The following is a 17,948-nucleotide window of genomic DNA, read 5'->3' on the forward strand; positions in this document are numbered from 1 at the left end:
GGGCTTTTCACTACAATCCCTAACGCGGTTAAACTGCGTAAAAAAACCGAAGCGTTAACTCCGGTTTCTAATAATCTAACGATCTAATAATCCAACAATCTAAATTAATCCCGCGCGTTTCAACAAAGCTTCCGGCTTCGGTTCTTGTCCGCGAAAACGTTTGTATAATTCCATCGGTAATTCGGTTCCGCCTTTGGAAAGTACGTTGTCTTTGAATTTGGTAGCGACTTCAGTATTGAAAATGCCTTTTTCTTGAAAATACGCAAAAGCATCGGCGTCCAAAACTTCAGCCCATTTATAACTGTAATACCCCGAAGAATAACCACCTTGAAAAATATGTGAAAACGAAACGCTCATACAATTTTCGGCTACATCAGGATACAAAGTTGTGTTGTCCATGGCTGCTTTTTCAAAGGCTTTTACATTCTCTATCGTTTGTGGTTTCGCATGATAAGCCATGTCTAAAAGCCCAAAACTCAATTGACGTAAAGTGGCCATGCCTTCTAAGAAACTCGCACTTTCTTTGATTTTATCAACATATTGTTGCGGAATAATTTCGCCCGTTTCATAATGTTTGGCAAACAAAGCTAAGGCTTCCGGTTCGTAACACCAGTTTTCCATCACTTGGCTCGGCAATTCTACAAAATCCCAATATACAGAAGTTCCCGACAAACTCGGATAAGTCGTATTGGCTAACATGCCGTGTAACGCGTGTCCAAATTCATGGAACAAAGTGGTCACTTCGTTAAAGGTTAGGAGTGAAGGCTTCGTTTCTGTTGGTGGTGTAAAATTGCAAACGATAGAAACATGTGGTCTTTCGTTGATTCCATCCTTTATATACTGTGGTTTGAAAGAAGTCATCCAAGCACCGTTGCGTTTGCCTTTTCTTGGGAAAAAGTCGGAGTAGAAAACAGCCACTAATTTACCTTCAAAATCTAACACCTCAAAAGTTTGTACATCTTTGTGGTATTTATCTATGTCGAACACTTCTTTAAAAGTAATGCCGAATAGTTTTTCAGCTACTGTAAATGCTCCATTTAATACGTTTTCTAATTGGAAATAAGGTTTTAAAATCTCATCATCCAAACTGAATAGTTTTTGCTTTAATTTTTCTGAATAGTAAGCACCATCCCATTTCTCCAAACTTTCCAGTCCGTCTAATTCTTTGGCGAAAGCCGCTAGTTCGGCGAATTCTTTTTGGGCTGCCGGTTTTGCTTTATCCAATAAATCATTCAAAAACGATTGCACTTTTTTGGGATTTTGCGCCATACGTTCTTCTAAAACAAAATGCGAATGTGAGTTGTAGCCTAAGAGTTGCGCTCTTTCATGGCGTAATTTCACAATGTTTATTACATTTTCCTGATTGTCGTAATCGTTTTCCTGAAAGGCTTTTTTTCCGGCGGCGATAGCCATTTCTTTGCGTAGTTCTCGGTTATCGATATACGTTACAAAAGGCAAATAGCTTGGAAAATCTAAAGTAAACAGCCAACCTTCCATGTCATCAGCTTTGGCTAGGGAACGCGCCGTTTCTTTCGCACCATCAGGCAAACCTTTTAAATCGGCTTCATGGCTGATGTGTAATTTATAGCTGTTGGTTTCAGCCAAAACATTTTCGCCGAAAGTCAGTTTGAGTTTGGCCAAAACCTTGTCTATTTCGCGTAAAAGTTCTTTTTTTTCTTCGGAAAGTAAGGCGCCGTTTCGGGCAAAACTTTTGTATTTTTTGTCTAATAAAGTCGATTGTTCCGGTGTTAACGTCAAGTTTTCTTTTTGGTCGTGAACGGCTTTGACTCTTTTGAATAAATCCTCGTTCAGCGCAATATCGTTTCCAAACGCAGTCAATAAAGGCGACACATCCTGCGCTATTTTTTGTATTTCGTCACAAGTTTCCGCTGAATTTAAGTTGAAGAAAATAGAAGACAATCTATCCAATTCCTGACCGGAGAAATCCAAGGCTTCAATGGTGTTTTCAAAAGTTGGTGCTTCCGGATTGTTGGTTATCGCATCAATTTCGGCTCTGGCTTTGGCGATGTTTTCTTCGAAAGCCGGTTGGTAATCTTCGATTTTGATTTGTGAAAACGGTGCGGTATTGTGTTTGGTATTGAAATTTTGAGTAAGTATTTTCATTGCTCGCAAAGGCGCAAAGGCGCAAATTTTAAGTTAGTGTTCAATTTAAACAACTGTTTTTTTTAGCCCCGATAGCAGTGGAAATCCTTTTTATTGCTTTTAGAAAAATCCCTTTCCCGAAATTTCGGGACGCTCAGGGTGACAAAAGCGATAAAAAGATTGGAACGTATAGCGGGAAAAAGCTCCTAAAAAAGCTTCTATTTTTTCAGTTCATCGGATGATTTGTTCACCGATTCTTTTAGGCTTTCTTTGTATAAAATGATTTTGTCGAGTACGATTTTGTTATGACTTCCGATGATTTGTGCGGCTAAAATTCCGGCATTTTTGGCTCCATTTAGAGCTACAGTGGCTACAGGAACACCGCCCGGCATTTGTAAAATAGAAAGGATAGAATCCCATCCATCGATAGAATTGCTGGATTTTACCGGAACGCCAATCACGGGCAATGGAGACATAGAAGCAACCATTCCCGGCAAATGTGCAGCACCGCCGGCGCCGGCAATAATCACAGAAATCCCGCGATGATGGGCATTTTTGCTGAATTCAAATAATTTCTCGGGTGTTCTGTGTGCTGAAACGATATCGACTTCAGTTTGTATGTCAAAACCTTGAAGGATGTCGATGGCTTCTTGCATTACGGGTAAATCTGATTTTGAACCCATGATTATGGCTACTTTGCTCATTATATTTTGTTTCAAGTTTAATGTTTCAAGTTTTTAACTTCAACTGACCACTGCTTACTGACCACTGATCACTCTAATGCTATTCTTTACTTCTTCCGCAATTTTTCTCGCTTCAATCATATTTTCATTAACGATTGTTACGTGTCCCATTTTTCTAAACGGACGTGTTTCGCGTTTGCCGTAAATGTGTGGCGTTACGCCGTCAATCGCCATGATTTTTTCGATATTTTCGTAAACGACTTGTCCAGAAAAACCTTCTTCGCCAACCAAATTTACCATAATTCCGGCCACTTTGCTAGCGGTGTTTCCCAAAGGCAAATTCAATATGGCGCGCAAATGATTTTCAAATTGTGATGTGTAACTCGCTTCAATACTATAATGTCCTGAATTGTGCGGACGAGGCGCGACTTCATTCACCAGAATTTCATCGTCTGCCGTTTGGAACATTTCTACGGCAAGTAATCCAACGTGGTTGAAAGCTTTAGAAACTTGTAAGGCTATTTCGGTTGCTTTTTTTGCTACTTTATCATCAATTCGCGCCGGACAGATTACGTATTCCACTTGGTTGGCTTCGGGATGGAATTCCATTTCAACAACCGGATACGTTTTTACTTCACCTGAAACTGAACGAGCGACAATAACTGCCAATTCATTTTTAAAAGGAACCATTTGCTCCGCGATACATTCTACATCGGGTAAGTTGATTAAATCAATGGCTGAACGCACAATTTTTACACCGTTTCCATCGTAACCAAATTGGGCACATTTCCACACAAACGGCATCTCTACCGAAGTTTCGGTATCGCTCGATGTGACAGCATCTCTAAGAGCATTTAGGTCAACATAACGTTGGTGTGGTGAAGTTGGGATGTTGTTTTCAACATAGAAATCTTTCTGCTTTCCTTTGTTTTGAATCATTCGCAAGGTTTTTGGCGATGGAAAAACAGGTAAACCTTCGGCTTCTAATTTGTCCAATGCTTCTAAATTTACGTTCTCGATTTCAATCGTCAACAGATTGACCATTTTACCAAATTGGTACACCGTGTCAAAATCCATCAAATTTCCTATGAAAAATTGTGTGGCACCAAATTGTGATGGTGCTGCTGCGCTTGGGTCAAGGACATAAGTTTGGATGTCAAATTTACGGCTTTCGGACAAAATCATTTTGCCTAATTGTCCGCCGCCGAGTATGCCGAGTTTAAAATCGGAAGAGAAATAGTTCATTCGTTGTAGTTGTTGTGTGTTGTAGTTGTTTGCGCAAAGATAAGTAACATTTAAAAATTATCGCAATCGTTTTAATAGGTCTTTAACAGCAAAACGATAACCGGGCGTTTGGTTTTCGAATTCTCTGGAAAGTATAAGTTTCAGTTCTTCATTTATCCAAGAATATTTTTTGCCTAAATTATATAAAGCCCTCATCGAGTAAGCGGCATTGGCAGCTTTGTCGGTTTGAATTAGCCAATCCAAACAAGCTTCTGTGATTTTTTCTTCTTGGGTTTCGGTTAAGGTGATTTTTTTGCTTTTGGAAAGAAATAAACAAATTTTAGACAAAGAGCGAATCGCAGAAGGCGAAGTATAATGGGTTAAAGCAGCACAGAATTCCTCTTGAAACGGAATGAGAAGTTCCAAACGTTCTTCCAGAATCAATTCTAAAATCCAACACGCTTTATGGTGGTTTTTATCCTTAGTGTTGAAACTGATTTCGAACAAATCTTTTAAAGATTCAGGGTTTTGAAAAACAAAGTTCTTGTTGTCATCTCTGCTTTTTCGATGCGCTGTACTGTTGGCGATGGTTTTATAGTATTCCGGATTCATTTCGTAAATATACCAATTTTGCAAAAAAGTTAAAATACTTGCTACTTGATACTTAATACTTGCGTAAATTTGCACCTTATTTAAAAATCAAACCAAAATGATACACTTACACGATAAAACCTTCGAGCCGTTTATCTCTTCAGACGAAATTGATTTTGCTATTGCAAATATGGCCAAACAAATGGACGATGATTTTTTTGATGATGTTCCGGTTTTTGTGGGTGTTTTGAATGGCTCGTTTATGGTTTTGAGCGACTTGATGAAGAAATACCGCGGTATGTGCGAAGTGAGTTTTGTGAAAATGGCTTCCTATGAAGGAACAGAAACCACAAATGAAGTGAAACAATTGATCGGTTTGAACCAAGATTTAGAAGGCAGAACGGTTGTGATTGTAGAAGATATCGTCGATACCGGAAATACGGTTGAAGAACTGAAAGCGATTTTTAAAGAAAAAAAAGTAAAGCACTTGAAAATTGCGACTTTATTTTTCAAACCCGAAGCTTATAAAAAAGACATCAAAATTGATTACGTTGGGATTAGAATTCCAAATAAATTCATTGTAGGTTATGGTTTAGACTACGATGGTTTAGGAAGAAATTTACCGGACGTTTACCAATTGGCACAATAAAAAAGTTGTCGGTTGTCTGTTATTGGTTAAAATAACGATCGTAACAAACAGAATATTTAACTCATAATTTATAATTCATAACTACTAAAATGATCAACATCGTTCTTTTCGGAAAACCAGGTGCAGGAAAAGGCACACAAGCTGAATTTTTAAAAGGAAAATACAATTTAACCCATCTTTCAACCGGAGATATTTTTAGATACAATATTAAAAATGATACCGAATTAGGCCAATTAGCCAAAACCTTTATGGACAAAGGTGATTTGGTTCCCGATGAAGTGACGATACAAATGTTGCAAAGTGAAGTAGATAAAAACCCAACATGCGCCGGATTTTTATTTGACGGTTTCCCCAGAACGATTGCACAAGCGGAAGCTTTAGACAAATTTTTAGAATCAAAAGGCCAAAACATCACCGCTACGGTAGCTTTAGAAGCCGATGACAATATTTTAGTGGCTCGTTTGCTGGAAAGAGGTAAAACTTCGGGTAGACCTGATGATCAAGATGAGGAAAAAATCCGCAACAGATATCAGGAATACAATGAAAAAACCGCACCTTTGATGCATTATTACGACGCTCAAGGTAAATTTCATGCCGTGAATGGTATTGGTTCAATCGAAGAAGTAACACAGCGTTTAAGTAAAGTAATAGACAATTTATAATTGAAATTTTTGGTTAGCTGTTATATTCATAACGCATAACTTATAACGCATAACTCAAAATGGAGATACTCATCATTCTTTTTTTAATACTGTTAAATGGTGTTTTTTCGATGTCGGAAATCGCTTTGATTTCTGCGCGTAAAAATCGTTTGGAAACCGCAGCAAAAAAAGGAAATACTAATGCTAAAGTCGCTTTAGACTTAGCGAATTCACCCAATAAATTTTTATCCACAGTACAAATCGGAATTACCTTAATCGGAATTTTGACCGGTATATATTCAGGAGACAAAATCACAGCAGATGTTCAACTATTTGTAGAAAGTTTTGAAGCATTAAGACCTTATGGTCACAGTATAGCGGTTGGAATAGTTGTGGTTGTTTTGACGTTTTTCTCTCTGGTTTTAGGGGAATTGTTACCCAAACGAATCGGGTTGAATTACCCTGAAGCGATTGCTAAAGGAGTAGCGGTTCCGATGAAAATGGTTTCAATTGTCACGGCACCTTTTATTTGGTTGCTTACCATTTCGACTGAAGGAATATTGAAAATTCTTAAAATCAGACCAACTGCTGATGGAAAAGTAACCGAGGAAGAAATCAAAGCCATCATCAAAGAAGGTACTGAAGGCGGAGAAGTACAAGAGATTGAACAAGATATCGTGGAGCGTGTTTTCCACATTGGTGACCGAAAAGTAAACTCTTTGATGACACATAGAAAGTCAATAGTATATCTTTCTTATGACGATACCATTGAAGAATTAAAGGCTAAAGTTCTAAACGAATTGCACTCGGTTTATCCCGTATGTCACGAGAATTTAGATGATGTAGTTGGCATAGTTTTGCTCAAAGATTTGTTCGCCGGTTTTGAAAAAGGACCATTTGATTTAAAATCGATTACCAAAGATCCGGTCTATTTAATAGAACATACTTCTGCTTATAAAGCATTGGAGAATTTCAAAAAATCTAAAGTGCATTACGCTCTGGTAACCGATGAATATGGAGTTTTTCAAGGCATCATTACGTTGAATGACATTTTAGAAGCTTTGGTTGGTGATGCGGCTGATTTTTATGAAGATGAATTCAAATTAATCGCCCGTGAAGACGGAACATGGTTGGTTGACGGACATTATTCGTTACACGATTTCTTGACCTATTTCGATATGGATGATTTAATCAGCGATTATGATGTAACGACATTGAGCGGTTTGATCATGACCGAATTAGGCAATATACCAAAGACAGGTGAAAAACTCATCTGGAACAAATTTGAAATAGAAGTCATCGATATGGATGGCGTGAAGATTGATAAAGTGCTTGTGAAAGCAATTAAGGAATAGTTGATTTGATATTAAGAGGAGAATGTCCGGTGGACATTCGGTTTTATAGCCATTAATCTTAATCGGGATAATAAAAGAAAAGAAAAATGACAGAAGGTAACTTTGTAGACTACGTAAAAATATATGTTTCTTCCGGAAAAGGAGGAAAAGGTTCTTCGCATCTACACCGAGAAAAATTTATTGAAAAAGGCGGACCCGATGGTGGTGATGGTGGTCGCGGCGGCCATATTATATTAAAAGGAAATAAAAGCCTTTGGACGTTATTTCACTTAAAATTTGCGCGTCACGTCAAAGCCGGTCATGGTGGAGATGGCGGAAGTTCCAGAAGTACGGGTCATGATGGTGAAGATAAAATAATCGAAGTGCCATTGGGAACTGTTGTTCGCGATAAGGAAACCGATGAAATTTTATTCGAAATCACAGAAAACGGCGAAGAAAGAATTTTGATTAAAGGCGGAAAAGGCGGTTTGGGTAACTGGCATTTTAGAAGTTCGACGAATCAAACGCCAAGATATGCCCAACCGGGAATGCCGGCGGAAGAATTGGATGTAATTTTGGAATTAAAAGTCTTAGCCGATGTTGGTTTAGTAGGTTTCCCTAATGCCGGAAAATCGACTTTATTATCGGTGCTGACTTCTGCCAAACCAAAGATTGCTGATTATCCGTTTACTACGTTGAAACCGAATTTAGGAATCGTTGCTTACAGAGAATTCAAATCCTTTGTGATGGCGGATATTCCGGGAATTATAGAAGGCGCAGCCGAAGGAAAAGGTTTAGGGCATTACTTTTTGAGACATATTGAGCGTAACTCAACACTGTTGTTTTTGGTTCCTGCCGATGCGGATGACATCAAAAAAGAGTACGAGATTCTATTGGATGAGTTGCGTCGTTACAATCCGGAAATGTTAGATAAAGACCGTTTGATTGTCGTTTCCAAAAGCGATATGTTAGACGACGAATTGAAAGCGGAAATGCGCAAACAATTAGACAAAGACTTCAAAGGAATCCCTTATATGTTTATTTCTTCAGTTGCCAATCAAGGGTTGACAGAGTTGAAAGATAAACTTTGGGAAATGTTGAATGTTGATGCTGATGAACCCGAGAATAGTCATGGTATATAAATAGAAAATCCCGCTTTTTAGGCGGGTTTTTTATTCTTATTGGATTATGTCATTAGAATCTGTAACCAACTCCCAGTTTTATAAAATTGGCAGTTGTATTGTATTTTGTATCCGGAACACCTTCCGGAGTATTGCTCACTTTTATCGCATCATATTGAACTTGGGCAAACATTTTTTTGGTGAAATCAAAGGAAAAAGAAACATTGAAATTGAACCCGCTTAAACTCTCTGATTCATTGAAACTGATTATTTCTTCACCTGTATTACCATTTCCAGTCGTGCTGAATTGCATAAAAGTATAGCCTAAACCAAGTGCAGGATGTAATCTTGGAATGCCTTTTAATTTGAGTTCACCAAATATTCGAGGTTGAAAATTATAATTTTTGGTTTTAAAACCAATATCTGGTTCGTCATAAGTCAAATAATTCGCGTTTAAGGAAACCCCAAAGGCAAAATTTTCCTTGTCTGAAAATCTATATTTAATTCCAACATCAACTAAACCATCATAATTGCTTATAAAGTTGTCGCCGGATGGAATTGGGTAATTCAGTTCAATAGAAGTTTTTTCTTGTGAGAAGGCTTGCAAAGCAGAAAACAAAAGTAATGAAGAGATAATTTTTTTCATATGTAAGGTTTATTGGGCTAAAGTAAAAAAATAATTTTTAAAGAGAAACCTTATGCTATTCGTGTTGAATAATTAAATACTATTTGCAATCACTATATCGTTGTAGTTTTTTAACAAAATTTTAAAATCATTTGCTCAAAAAAAAGTATCTTCGCAGTCGTTTTTAGAATATTTGATATAACAAGTATTTTGTCAGATAGACTATTAACATTCAAACTATTAACTTTATAACATTACAATGAAGAAAATTATTTTATCCTTGATTGCAGCCATTATGCTTGTTCCATCGAGTGTTAAAGCTGACGAAGGAATGTGGTTTTTGATGTTTATCGAAAGATTAAATCAAAGAGACATGCAAAAAATGGGCTTGCAATTGACAGCCGAAGAAATTTACAGTATCAATAATCACAGTTTGAAAGATGCAATCGTGCAATTCAACGGAGGTTGTACTGCGGAAATTATTTCTAAAGACGGTTTGGTTTTAACCAATCACCACTGTGGTTATGATGCGATTGCAGAATTATCTACTGCTGAGAAAAACTTGTTAAAAGACGGTTTTTGGGCAGAAAGTAGAAAAGCTGAAATCAAACCGGCCAGTTTATTTGTTCGTTTCTTCGTAAGAATGGATGACTGTACCAAACGTATTTTGGCAGTTGTTACTCCCGGAATGAGCGAAGCTGACAGAGAAAAAGCTATCAATGCTGAAATCGCTAAAATTGAAAAAGAAAACAATGCCGGTGGCAAATACACCGTTTCTGTTCGTCCTTTTTTCCAAGGCAATGAATATTACTATTTTGTTTACCAAGATTACAAAGACGTTCGTTTGGTAGGAACACCACCGGAAAGTTTAGGGAAATTTGGTGGAGATACTGACAACTGGGAATGGCCACGTCACACTGCCGATTTCTCTATGTTTAGAGTATATGCAGACAAAGATGGTAATCCTGCAGATTATTCAGAAAGTAACGTTCCATTACAACCAAAACACTATTTACCGGTTAACATTAATGGTGTAAAAGAGAATGACTTTGCTATGATTTTAGGTTATCCGGGTAGAACTAACCGTTGGATGCCAGCTGGCGGAATTGAGCAAAACGTAAAATTTGCTTATCCTGCTTGGGTTGAAGGTGCCAAAACCGGAATGGACAATATGAAAAAATACATGGACCAAAGTGATGCTTTGAACTTGGTTTATGCTTCAAAATATGCTTCAACGGCTAACTACTGGAAAAACCGTCAAGGTATGATTGATGCTTTGACCAAATTTGGTACAGCCAAAACTAAAGCCGCACAAGAAACTAAATTCAATACTTGGGCTAATAAACCGGCTAACAAAGCTAAATACGGTAACGTAGTTTCCAATATCAATAAGTATTATGCGTTAACTAATGAGAAGTCGAGACATGATAGCTATTTAACGCAATTGTTCAGAACGACTTCTTTTGGAACTATCGGAAGAACTTTGGGAAGACAATTAGAGAATTATGTTAAAGCTGATGCTGCTAAACGTGCTCAAATGGCTCCGGCTATTGAGGAAATGGCAACAGAAATGTACAAAGAATTACACATTCCGGCTGAAAGAGATTTATTGGCCGCACAATTGAAAGTGTATGCTACTAAATCAACCGGTTATGCGATTGCGCCTGCGGTTAAAAAGATTGCTGAAGAAAACAACAACGACTTTACTAAATATGTAAACGCGGCTTTCGACATGAGTATTTTTACTTCATTGGACAGAATTAAAGCTTTCTTGGTAATTCCAAGTCAAGGTGCTTTGGAAAACGATCCTTTGTATGGACTTTCAAATGATATGGTAGCTCATTTCAATACTAAATCAGAGGAAATTACTAAAGCTCAAAATGATTATAGTGCTTCTTTCCGTTTATTGGTAGAAGGTTTAAGAGAATCAAAAATTGGTTCAATCAAATATCCTGATGCTAACTCAACCATGCGTTTGACTTACGGAAAAGTACGTTCGTTACCGGCTGACAAACGCAATGATGCTAAAATCAACAACTACACTACGCTTGACGGTCAAGTAAAGAAATACAAAAAAGGAGATCAAGAATTTGATTTGCCGGTAAAAGTTTTGGAAATGAACAAAGCTAAAAACTACGGTAGATTTGCTGATAAAGACGGAAGTCTACACGTGAATTTCTTAACGGATAATGACATTACAGGAGGAAATTCAGGTTCACCGGTATTGAACGGTAAAGGAGAATTGATTGGTTTGGCTTTCGACGGAAATATCGAAGCGATGGCCGGAGACGTTATCTTTGACAGTAAATTACAAAGAACCATCAACGTTGATATCCGTTATGTATTATGGGTAATTGAGAATTTCTCTGGAGCTAAGCACATCGTTGACGAGATGACTTTAGTGAAATAATTTCATTTAGTTTATATATTAAAAAACGTCCCGAGTAATTGGGACGTTTTTTTTTATTCGCTAACATTGATTCTGATGCCTTTGGTATGACTAGTGAATTCGGGCGCATACATACTTTCTATGGATGTAATTCCGTTAGAAAAATCGCCTTTGTTGTTTACTCTAATGTCATATTCAATCACATAAGTTCCTTTGTTTAGATTATCAAAAAAGAAATGTGTTGCAGCGTCTTTTGTGCTTTTATAGTAGCTGGTTCTTTCTTTCCATTCGTATTTCGAAAGTACGTCAACCGGTTCAAAGCAAGAAGCTCTCATGTCTTTTAAATGAATAAATTCCATGTCTTCTTTGGTTTCAATTACCAATCGTACGGTTATTAAATCGCCAATTTTCAGAGGGTTTTTGGATGTGATTTTTTCCAATTGTTGACCGTTATTCGTATTTTTCTTCAGGTACAGTTCTTTTGCTACTGTCATGGCCGCTTTGTCACTCGATTTTATTTGGTCTAAATCTTCAAAGTATTGCCAATAAATGCCGCCATAATTAGGTACTTTCGAATTATTCTCAAAAGAAATATTTGCCATATCATTACTGATTTCATCGGCTTTCCAATTCATTTTTACATAACCGGTTTCGGCTTCTTTTTCGTTTTCTGCCAGTTTTGAGGTTAGGATTTTGTTGTTGCCAATTTTTATTTTAGTATTGTCTTTTACCGATAACCAATCGCTTCCCTGGTATAACAAGGCATAAATCGCTTCAGTTGTGGCTTTGGTGGTATTCCAACTTTTGGTTTGTTTGTTTTTCAAAAGCCAAACTTTCATCGCGTCGATAGATTTGTTGTCATCGGTTATTTCAGTGAATACTTCTATTAATAGTGTTTGGGTTTCTATTGGTGATTGATACCAATACCAACCGGCTTTATTTTCAATCCAATACATGCCTGAATCTTCATTTGTGGCTGAAGTTTCTTTGAGGCTTTCGATGATTTTTTTGGCAGTATTTTTATCTCCGAATCGATTCAAAATCATTGCAGCCAATCCTTTGTTGTAAATTGAATAAGTCAGCCAATCTGTTTTTACCACTTCCAATTGTTTAGTAGCAATGGCTTTTGCTTTTTCATTCATCGGATTACTTTCCAAATAAAAAGTTCTCATGTACAAATAGTGCAAATCAGCGTATTGCGTATTCCAGATTTTATAATCTTTAGAGATACTATTATTATCCAAGTATTTACTATCTAAATAATCAATGGCCTTTTTTGTAATCTCAGTGAAACTATCGATAGTTTCTTTTTTAATCTTTAATTTTTGAAGATGTCCTAATCCGCTAACGATATGTCTGGTAATGTATTCGTTTTCATTTCCATCTTCAAACCAAGCAAAGCCGCCGGAAGGTTTTTGTTTTTCTTTTAATTTTTTGAGAATGGCTTCTTCATTAGATTTTGTTTTTTCTAAATCGAATAGCGTTGCCATATTCTTTTTCTTTTCTTCTTCGCTTTGCGCATCATTTATCCAAGGTGTTTCGGCTAAAAGCAACGATTTGAGTTCTTCGTTTTGTTCCAATTTGGAAATTGGTTTCCCTGATTTTTTCCATTGTTCAAAAACGCTGGCAATTTTTGGATTACTATTGATAATCTCTGAAGCCAATACATTAGCATAGTATTTGGAAAACAATTGCTCGGCACAATCATGCTCATATTCCATCAAATACGGTAAGGATTGAATAGCAATCCAAGTTGGATTACTGGTGTATTCCAAAGTAAACAAATGATGACGAAGTGTAGTGGAAGTGTTGTTTTTTAAATTGGTCAGCACATATTCTTTTTTGCTGTGTTCTCTCATCCAAACCGGAATGGTTTCGGTCACCAAAATGTTATTGGTAAGCACTGGTAAAGCACTTTCTTCTCCGTCGGAATAATTTCCTGCTTTGGCAATTACTTTGTATTGCAATCCTTGTAAACCTTGCGGAATGGTTATTTTCCAACTCACAACACTATTGCCCGAAGGCGTAATGGTAAAGTTGCGAAAGGCATTACTATTCATCGTTTTAGCGTCGATGTTTTCCATAGTTGTTGCGTCAAAGAGTTGCAAGATGGCCATTCCGGTTTTGAGTTCAGAAGTTAAATTAGCCACTTTTGCCGAAATAACGATAGTGTCATTTTCTCTAAAAAAGCGCGGCATATTAGGGAAAACCATTAATTCTTTTTGGGTTACCACACTTTTTTCTAAATAGCCTGAAAGTGCTTTTTTATTGTGAGCCAATAAGCGAAATTTCCATTCGGTCAGTTCTTCGGGTGCATTGAATTTGAAACTTATTTTTCCTTCTTTATCGGTGCGAATTTGTGGAAAGAAGAAAGCGGTTTCGTTTCTGTTGGTTCGTGTTTTTATTTTGGTTAAATCTTCTATGGTTTTTTTGGTACTAATGATAATTACACCATTGCTTCCTCTGTTTCCGAAAATAGCTGTAGCCGCTGCATCTTTTAATACTTTAGCCTCTGCAATGTCGTTCGGATTTAATTTTAAAAATTCTTCTCTTGTTATTGGAACGCCATCCACTACATACAATGGTTCTGAATTGGCAGTAATGGAACCAATGCCTCTGATTACAATACTACTTCCGCTTCCCGGCGAACCTGACCCGCTAGTTATGTTTAAACCGGCTATTTGACCTTGTAATGTTTGAATAAATGATGTATTTGGATAGTTTTCAATAATTTCAGAATTAATAGTAGTTTGAGCAACCGTAGTATGTGCTTTTTTGGTTGAAAAATATCCCTCTACTACAACTTCATCTAATGTCATGCCATCTATCAATTTGACATTTATTTCGTTTGTATTTACGGTTACAATTCTATTATTATAACCTGTAAAAGAAACAGTTAATACTTCTCCAAAGGCAGCTTCAATTTCGTAATAGCCATCGAAGTCTGCTTGTGTACTTCTGTTAGTTCCCTTTACTACTATGCTCGCTCCCGGTAAAGGTCCGATTCTATCCGAAACAATACCTGTTATTAGTTTGGAGTTGGCTGGTTTTTTTGCTTTTTTGGTAATTTGTTTTTGGTATTCCTTAAGAACACTTGGACTATTGGTATTGTTAATGTCAAAACCGAACCACATTAGTTGTGTACGTTCATTTTGGTATTCAAATCTTTTATTGTTTTGATTTGAATAATTTAAGCGAAAATATTCCATTCCGCTGCTGAGTTCCGTTTTGCCATAGTAATTATGGTATATTCTTTCGTTATTTTTCAAGTTACTCCATTGAGTAGTTTTAAATTGATCTAATGAAGCGTCATACATAGAAGCTAAGACTTCGGCTTCAATTTTAGCATTGTTTTCTTTGATCTTGAAAGACCAATTTTCTTCTTTTCCTGGTTCTAATTTACTTCTGAAGCTTTCGATTTCGAAACTAATTTTTGGAACATCTTCTTTAAGTACAATTATTTTATCTGTTTTAAAATATTGATTTTCAAAAATGTTTTCTAGGGTTAATTTAAATCCTTTGCGCACATAACTTGCAATCGGTATTCTAATTTCTTGTTGGTGGTTTTTCACCGTAATATTATTTTCGTAAATGAGACTGTCTTTAAAATGAGCACTAACCGAAAGATTTAGTTCAGGTAAAGCAGTTTTAATCAATATCTTGGCAAAGCCATCTTTTATCGTATTTTCGTTGAGTTGTTCGATTGTTACCAAACTGTTTTCAGGAAAATTATTAGCTTTTTTTTGGAAGAGTAGAAAATCAGTTGAGGTTTCAATCGGATTATTGAATTTATCATTGGATGAAAAAACTACTTTGTAATGCCCTGATTTATAATTAGAAATAAAATTTAATGGCACCGATTTTTCCTTTGCAGTGTTGGTTTTTTTTGTGTAGACCAAAATTCCATTGGTGTTTTTCTCAGTTGCTTCCTCGTTGTTTTCATAAGGAAATAGTTTTTCAAAATCTGAATCAGAAATAGATTTTATTTCCGGTTGACTGAAAACTCTTTTTTTGAATTTATTATGAAATGCTTTCTGATAATATATTTTTATTTCTCCTTCTACGGGAACGAATTGATTATTGAGGTTAGTACTATTGATTACGATGCTTTCTTTCTCGTTCGAATTCACAAAGTAAGGAAGGATTGCGTCTAAATTTAAAGTGTGATAACCTACTTTAACAATTGTATTTGCCGAGTGAGTTTCTCCGTTATTATCAGTTACATCGGCTGTGATTACATAGCTGAAAATAGGCAGGTTTTCTTTGGTATAATCTTTAGCCGGAATGGCTTCGAATTCAATATTAAATTTACCATCAGCATCGGTTTTTGTTTCTGATGAAACTAGGGTTTCTTCATCATTTGACCAATCATCTTTCCAATTGTTGAACGATTTTCTTTCAACAGTATAAGTTACTTTAGCATCGGATATTTTACTTCCCGCAAAGGCTTTTGCTATTCCGACAACTTTTATTTTTTGTTTTACGGTATAGGTTTCTGTAACGGGTTCAAATTTGGTTTCAAACTTAGGGCGTTTGTATTCTTCTACACTAAAATAGTTGTAAGAGTCATTCATTTCTCCATTGTCCCAAATAGGATGCTCTTCCAATAACGAATTGTAAAGTGCATCTTTTTCGTAATCATCAGGTTCTTCAATACTTAGGCTGTATTGTCCGGTTAAGCCATTTTTTGGCAGTACAAATTCGCCAACAAAAGATCCAAATTCATTAGTGGTTAGTTCAAATGATTTGAATTCGTCTCCATTGGCATCTTCTACAATAACTTTTACTAAAAAGTTAGGCAATATTCTTTGTTCATTATACAACATTTGCGTCGCAATGCCTTTGAAATACACAGTTTGCCCTGGACGATAAATCGCTCTGTCGATATAGAAATTTACTTTAGCTTCAATTTCAGATTCGTAATCTGTATAATAGTTTCTGATATAGTTGCCGAGTACTTGAATAGTGTCATTTTGATGGATTACTACTATTTTTTTATCTTGAAACTTATAGTCTTTCTTTTGAAGGTCAAGTTGAAAAAAGGCTATTCCCTTATCGTTTGTTTTTAAATTGAAATCATCGCTTTTTATCTGACAATTGGCAATTGGATGTCCTGTTTTTCTATGAATAGTTTGGAAATATAATTTATTGTCGTTTTGGTAGTTTAACAACGTTGTATTTGTTACTGTGATTTTTCTGTAAGTTAATTTCGATTTCGTTTCGCCCAAGTCTTCAATTAAAACAATATAATTGCCCAATTCTAGTTCGGGAAGAAGAACCTCTGTGCTGTAGTTGAAATAATCTTTTTGGTTTGGCAAATAGTATTTCTGAGCGATATATTTTTTGTTCTTTGATTTGTAACTTGCTGCGATACTATCATTGGTAAAATCGATATGGAAAATTTTACTGTTTACTTTGTAAAATGAAATCTGAATTGAATCTACATTTTTGAAGCGAATTAGAGCTCTGGTCTTTTCTTTTTCATAAGTATATTGGAGCATGTTTAGATCAAGTTCTTTCGAGATTATCCAATTTTTTTGATGTATTGCATTTTTTACAGCGTTTGATTTGTTTTGAATTGCTATAATACTGTCTAGAATAGTAATGGCTTTAGCGTTATAATTTTTAGAATCTTTTTTTGAGGCTAAATTTTTATATAGTATAGCTTTCTCAAGTTGGATTTTTTGAGTTAAATAGGTGTCTTTTGATTGTTTTTGTAAATTGTCAAGTCTTTTTAAAAGGGCATAGTCTTTTCTGATTATATACTTGTTGCAGAACAAGAGACGATCTAATTCGAGTTCGGAAGGAGTGTTTTTCAGATGGGCTTTTTGGAATAAGAGGAGAACTTTTGAGACAGATCTACTTTTTATACTATCCAGTTTCAACGAATTAAATTCTTCATTCGTCCCTAATAAATTCATATTGTATTTTGAAAGTTGGAAATTTGGCATTTCCCATTGGTTGGCTTTTTGAATATAATGATCAATATTCGCCTGAATTAAATAATCGTATAATGTAGCGTTGTTGAATTTTTCTATTAGGAAGTAATCAAAAATGGGTTCATATTGATTTAAGGGTGTTTTTTTTAATACTTCAACTTTTTTTAAAGTATTCTTGTAGGCGCTGTCTATTTGACTTTCAAAATCATTCAAACTCCAAGTGATAAAATCTTTGATTTCAATTGTGTCTCGTTTAGTACGACTGTAGACTTTATTTTGATTTTCATCTAGGTATGATTTTAAGCATCGTGCATAAATCAAATTAAGTATTGCTTTTGTTGCGATAGGTGCTTTAGAGATTCTTTTTTGAAGATTGGTGATTACTTTTCTTTGTGCATCTTCTTCCAAAGTCAACATGTATTTTGAAGTATAAAAAAATGTTTTTATTAGTTGTACTTCATTTTTGGTGCTAGTAGCTTTAGATTGAATTTTTGTTACTATTGCATTGGCAGATTTTATTTTTCCTTCATTCTCAAGTTGAATTACCTTGTCCCAATTTTTCTCAAAATCTTGTGCAAAACCAGATGAATAGATAAAGAATAAAAAGATGGTGTATATATGCTTCATAAATAAAAGTATTTTTTCTCTA

General features: G+C 35.8%; 11 protein-coding genes. 5 read left to right on the forward strand and 6 right to left on the reverse strand.

All coding sequences use genetic code 11. The annotated features are described in order from the left end of the window. Positions 1–99: 99 nt before the first annotated feature. The 4 genes from C8C84_RS06865 to C8C84_RS06880 all read right to left on the reverse strand — a co-directional run bounded on the left by C8C84_RS06865 (position 100) and on the right by C8C84_RS06880 (position 4,622). Positions 100–2,124 carry a M3 family metallopeptidase gene (locus C8C84_RS06865; RefSeq protein WP_121312826.1) on the reverse strand — a complete coding sequence of 675 codons (2,025 nt, stop codon included), beginning with the start codon at positions 2,122–2,124 and terminating at the stop codon, positions 100–102. Between the two features lie 197 nt (positions 2,125–2,321). Next, positions 2,322–2,807, reverse strand: coding sequence for a 5-(carboxyamino)imidazole ribonucleotide mutase (purE, locus tag C8C84_RS06870; protein WP_121312827.1), 486 nt, complete (start codon positions 2,805–2,807; stop codon positions 2,322–2,324). A gap of 54 nt (positions 2,808–2,861) precedes the next feature. Next, complete coding sequence (locus C8C84_RS06875) at positions 2,862–4,031, reverse strand: 5-(carboxyamino)imidazole ribonucleotide synthase (RefSeq protein WP_121312828.1); 1,170 nt, start codon at positions 4,029–4,031, stop codon at positions 2,862–2,864. Positions 4,032–4,088: 57 nt separating this feature from the next. Further along, on the reverse strand, positions 4,089–4,622 hold the full coding sequence (locus C8C84_RS06880) for a hypothetical protein (protein WP_121315000.1): 534 nt from the start codon (positions 4,620–4,622) through the stop codon (positions 4,089–4,091). A 97-nt stretch (positions 4,623–4,719) separates the two neighbouring features. Between C8C84_RS06880 and hpt the strand changes: the two genes are divergently transcribed. The 4 genes from hpt (at position 4,720) to obgE (ending at position 8,367) form a co-directional block, all read left to right on the forward strand. Then, entirely contained in the window at positions 4,720–5,250 is a 531-nt protein-coding gene (hpt, locus tag C8C84_RS06885) for a hypoxanthine phosphoribosyltransferase (RefSeq protein ID WP_121312829.1), read from the forward strand. A gap of 89 nt (positions 5,251–5,339) precedes the next feature. Further along, positions 5,340–5,912, forward strand: coding sequence for an adenylate kinase (locus C8C84_RS06890; RefSeq protein ID WP_121312830.1), 573 nt, complete (start codon positions 5,340–5,342; stop codon positions 5,910–5,912). A 110-nt stretch (positions 5,913–6,022) separates the two neighbouring features. Continuing rightward, positions 6,023–7,246 (forward strand): hemolysin family protein, encoded by a 1,224-nt coding sequence (locus tag C8C84_RS06895; RefSeq protein WP_233549870.1) that lies wholly within the window; start codon positions 6,023–6,025, stop codon positions 7,244–7,246. A gap of 86 nt (positions 7,247–7,332) precedes the next feature. Continuing rightward, positions 7,333–8,367, forward strand: coding sequence for a GTPase ObgE (obgE, locus tag C8C84_RS06900; RefSeq protein ID WP_121312832.1), 1,035 nt, complete (start codon positions 7,333–7,335; stop codon positions 8,365–8,367). A gap of 52 nt (positions 8,368–8,419) precedes the next feature. On the opposite strand, the gene C8C84_RS06905 is transcribed toward obgE, so the two are convergent. Beyond that, positions 8,420–8,992 (reverse strand): outer membrane protein, encoded by a 573-nt coding sequence (locus C8C84_RS06905; RefSeq protein WP_121312833.1) that lies wholly within the window; start codon positions 8,990–8,992, stop codon positions 8,420–8,422. A 238-nt stretch (positions 8,993–9,230) separates the two neighbouring features. Here C8C84_RS06905 and C8C84_RS06910 point away from each other — a divergent pair, with 238 nt between their 5' ends. Further along, positions 9,231–11,381, forward strand: a complete 2,151-nt coding sequence (locus C8C84_RS06910; protein WP_121312834.1) for a S46 family peptidase — start codon at positions 9,231–9,233, stop codon at positions 11,379–11,381. A 53-nt stretch (positions 11,382–11,434) separates the two neighbouring features. Here the strand turns inward: C8C84_RS06910 and C8C84_RS06915 are convergent, their stop codons facing one another. Next, positions 11,435–17,926, reverse strand: a complete 6,492-nt coding sequence (locus tag C8C84_RS06915) for an MG2 domain-containing protein (protein ID WP_121312835.1) — start codon at positions 17,924–17,926, stop codon at positions 11,435–11,437. Positions 17,927–17,948: the final 22 nt, after the last annotated feature.

Source organism: Flavobacterium sp. 102, from assembly GCF_003634615.1.
Classification (GTDB): Bacteria; Bacteroidota; Bacteroidia; order Flavobacteriales; family Flavobacteriaceae; genus Flavobacterium.

Coding starts and splice junctions, on each gene's coding strand:
- C8C84_RS06865 (WP_121312826.1), bottom strand. CDS start 2,124: ATGAAAATACTTACTCAAAATTTCAATACCAAACACAATACCGCACCG.
- purE (WP_121312827.1), bottom strand. CDS start 2,807: ATGAGCAAAGTAGCCATAATCATGGGTTCAAAATCAGATTTACCCGTA.
- C8C84_RS06875 (WP_121312828.1), bottom strand. CDS start 4,031: ATGAACTATTTCTCTTCCGATTTTAAACTCGGCATACTCGGCGGCGGA.
- C8C84_RS06880 (WP_121315000.1), bottom strand. CDS start 4,622: ATGAATCCGGAATACTATAAAACCATCGCCAACAGTACAGCGCATCGA.
- hpt (WP_121312829.1), top strand. CDS start 4,720: ATGATACACTTACACGATAAAACCTTCGAGCCGTTTATCTCTTCAGAC.
- C8C84_RS06890 (WP_121312830.1), top strand. CDS start 5,340: ATGATCAACATCGTTCTTTTCGGAAAACCAGGTGCAGGAAAAGGCACA.
- C8C84_RS06895 (WP_233549870.1), top strand. CDS start 6,023: ATGTCGGAAATCGCTTTGATTTCTGCGCGTAAAAATCGTTTGGAAACC.
- obgE (WP_121312832.1), top strand. CDS start 7,333: ATGACAGAAGGTAACTTTGTAGACTACGTAAAAATATATGTTTCTTCC.
- C8C84_RS06905 (WP_121312833.1), bottom strand. CDS start 8,992: ATGAAAAAAATTATCTCTTCATTACTTTTGTTTTCTGCTTTGCAAGCC.
- C8C84_RS06910 (WP_121312834.1), top strand. CDS start 9,231: ATGAAGAAAATTATTTTATCCTTGATTGCAGCCATTATGCTTGTTCCA.
- C8C84_RS06915 (WP_121312835.1), bottom strand. CDS start 17,926: ATGAAGCATATATACACCATCTTTTTATTCTTTATCTATTCATCTGGT.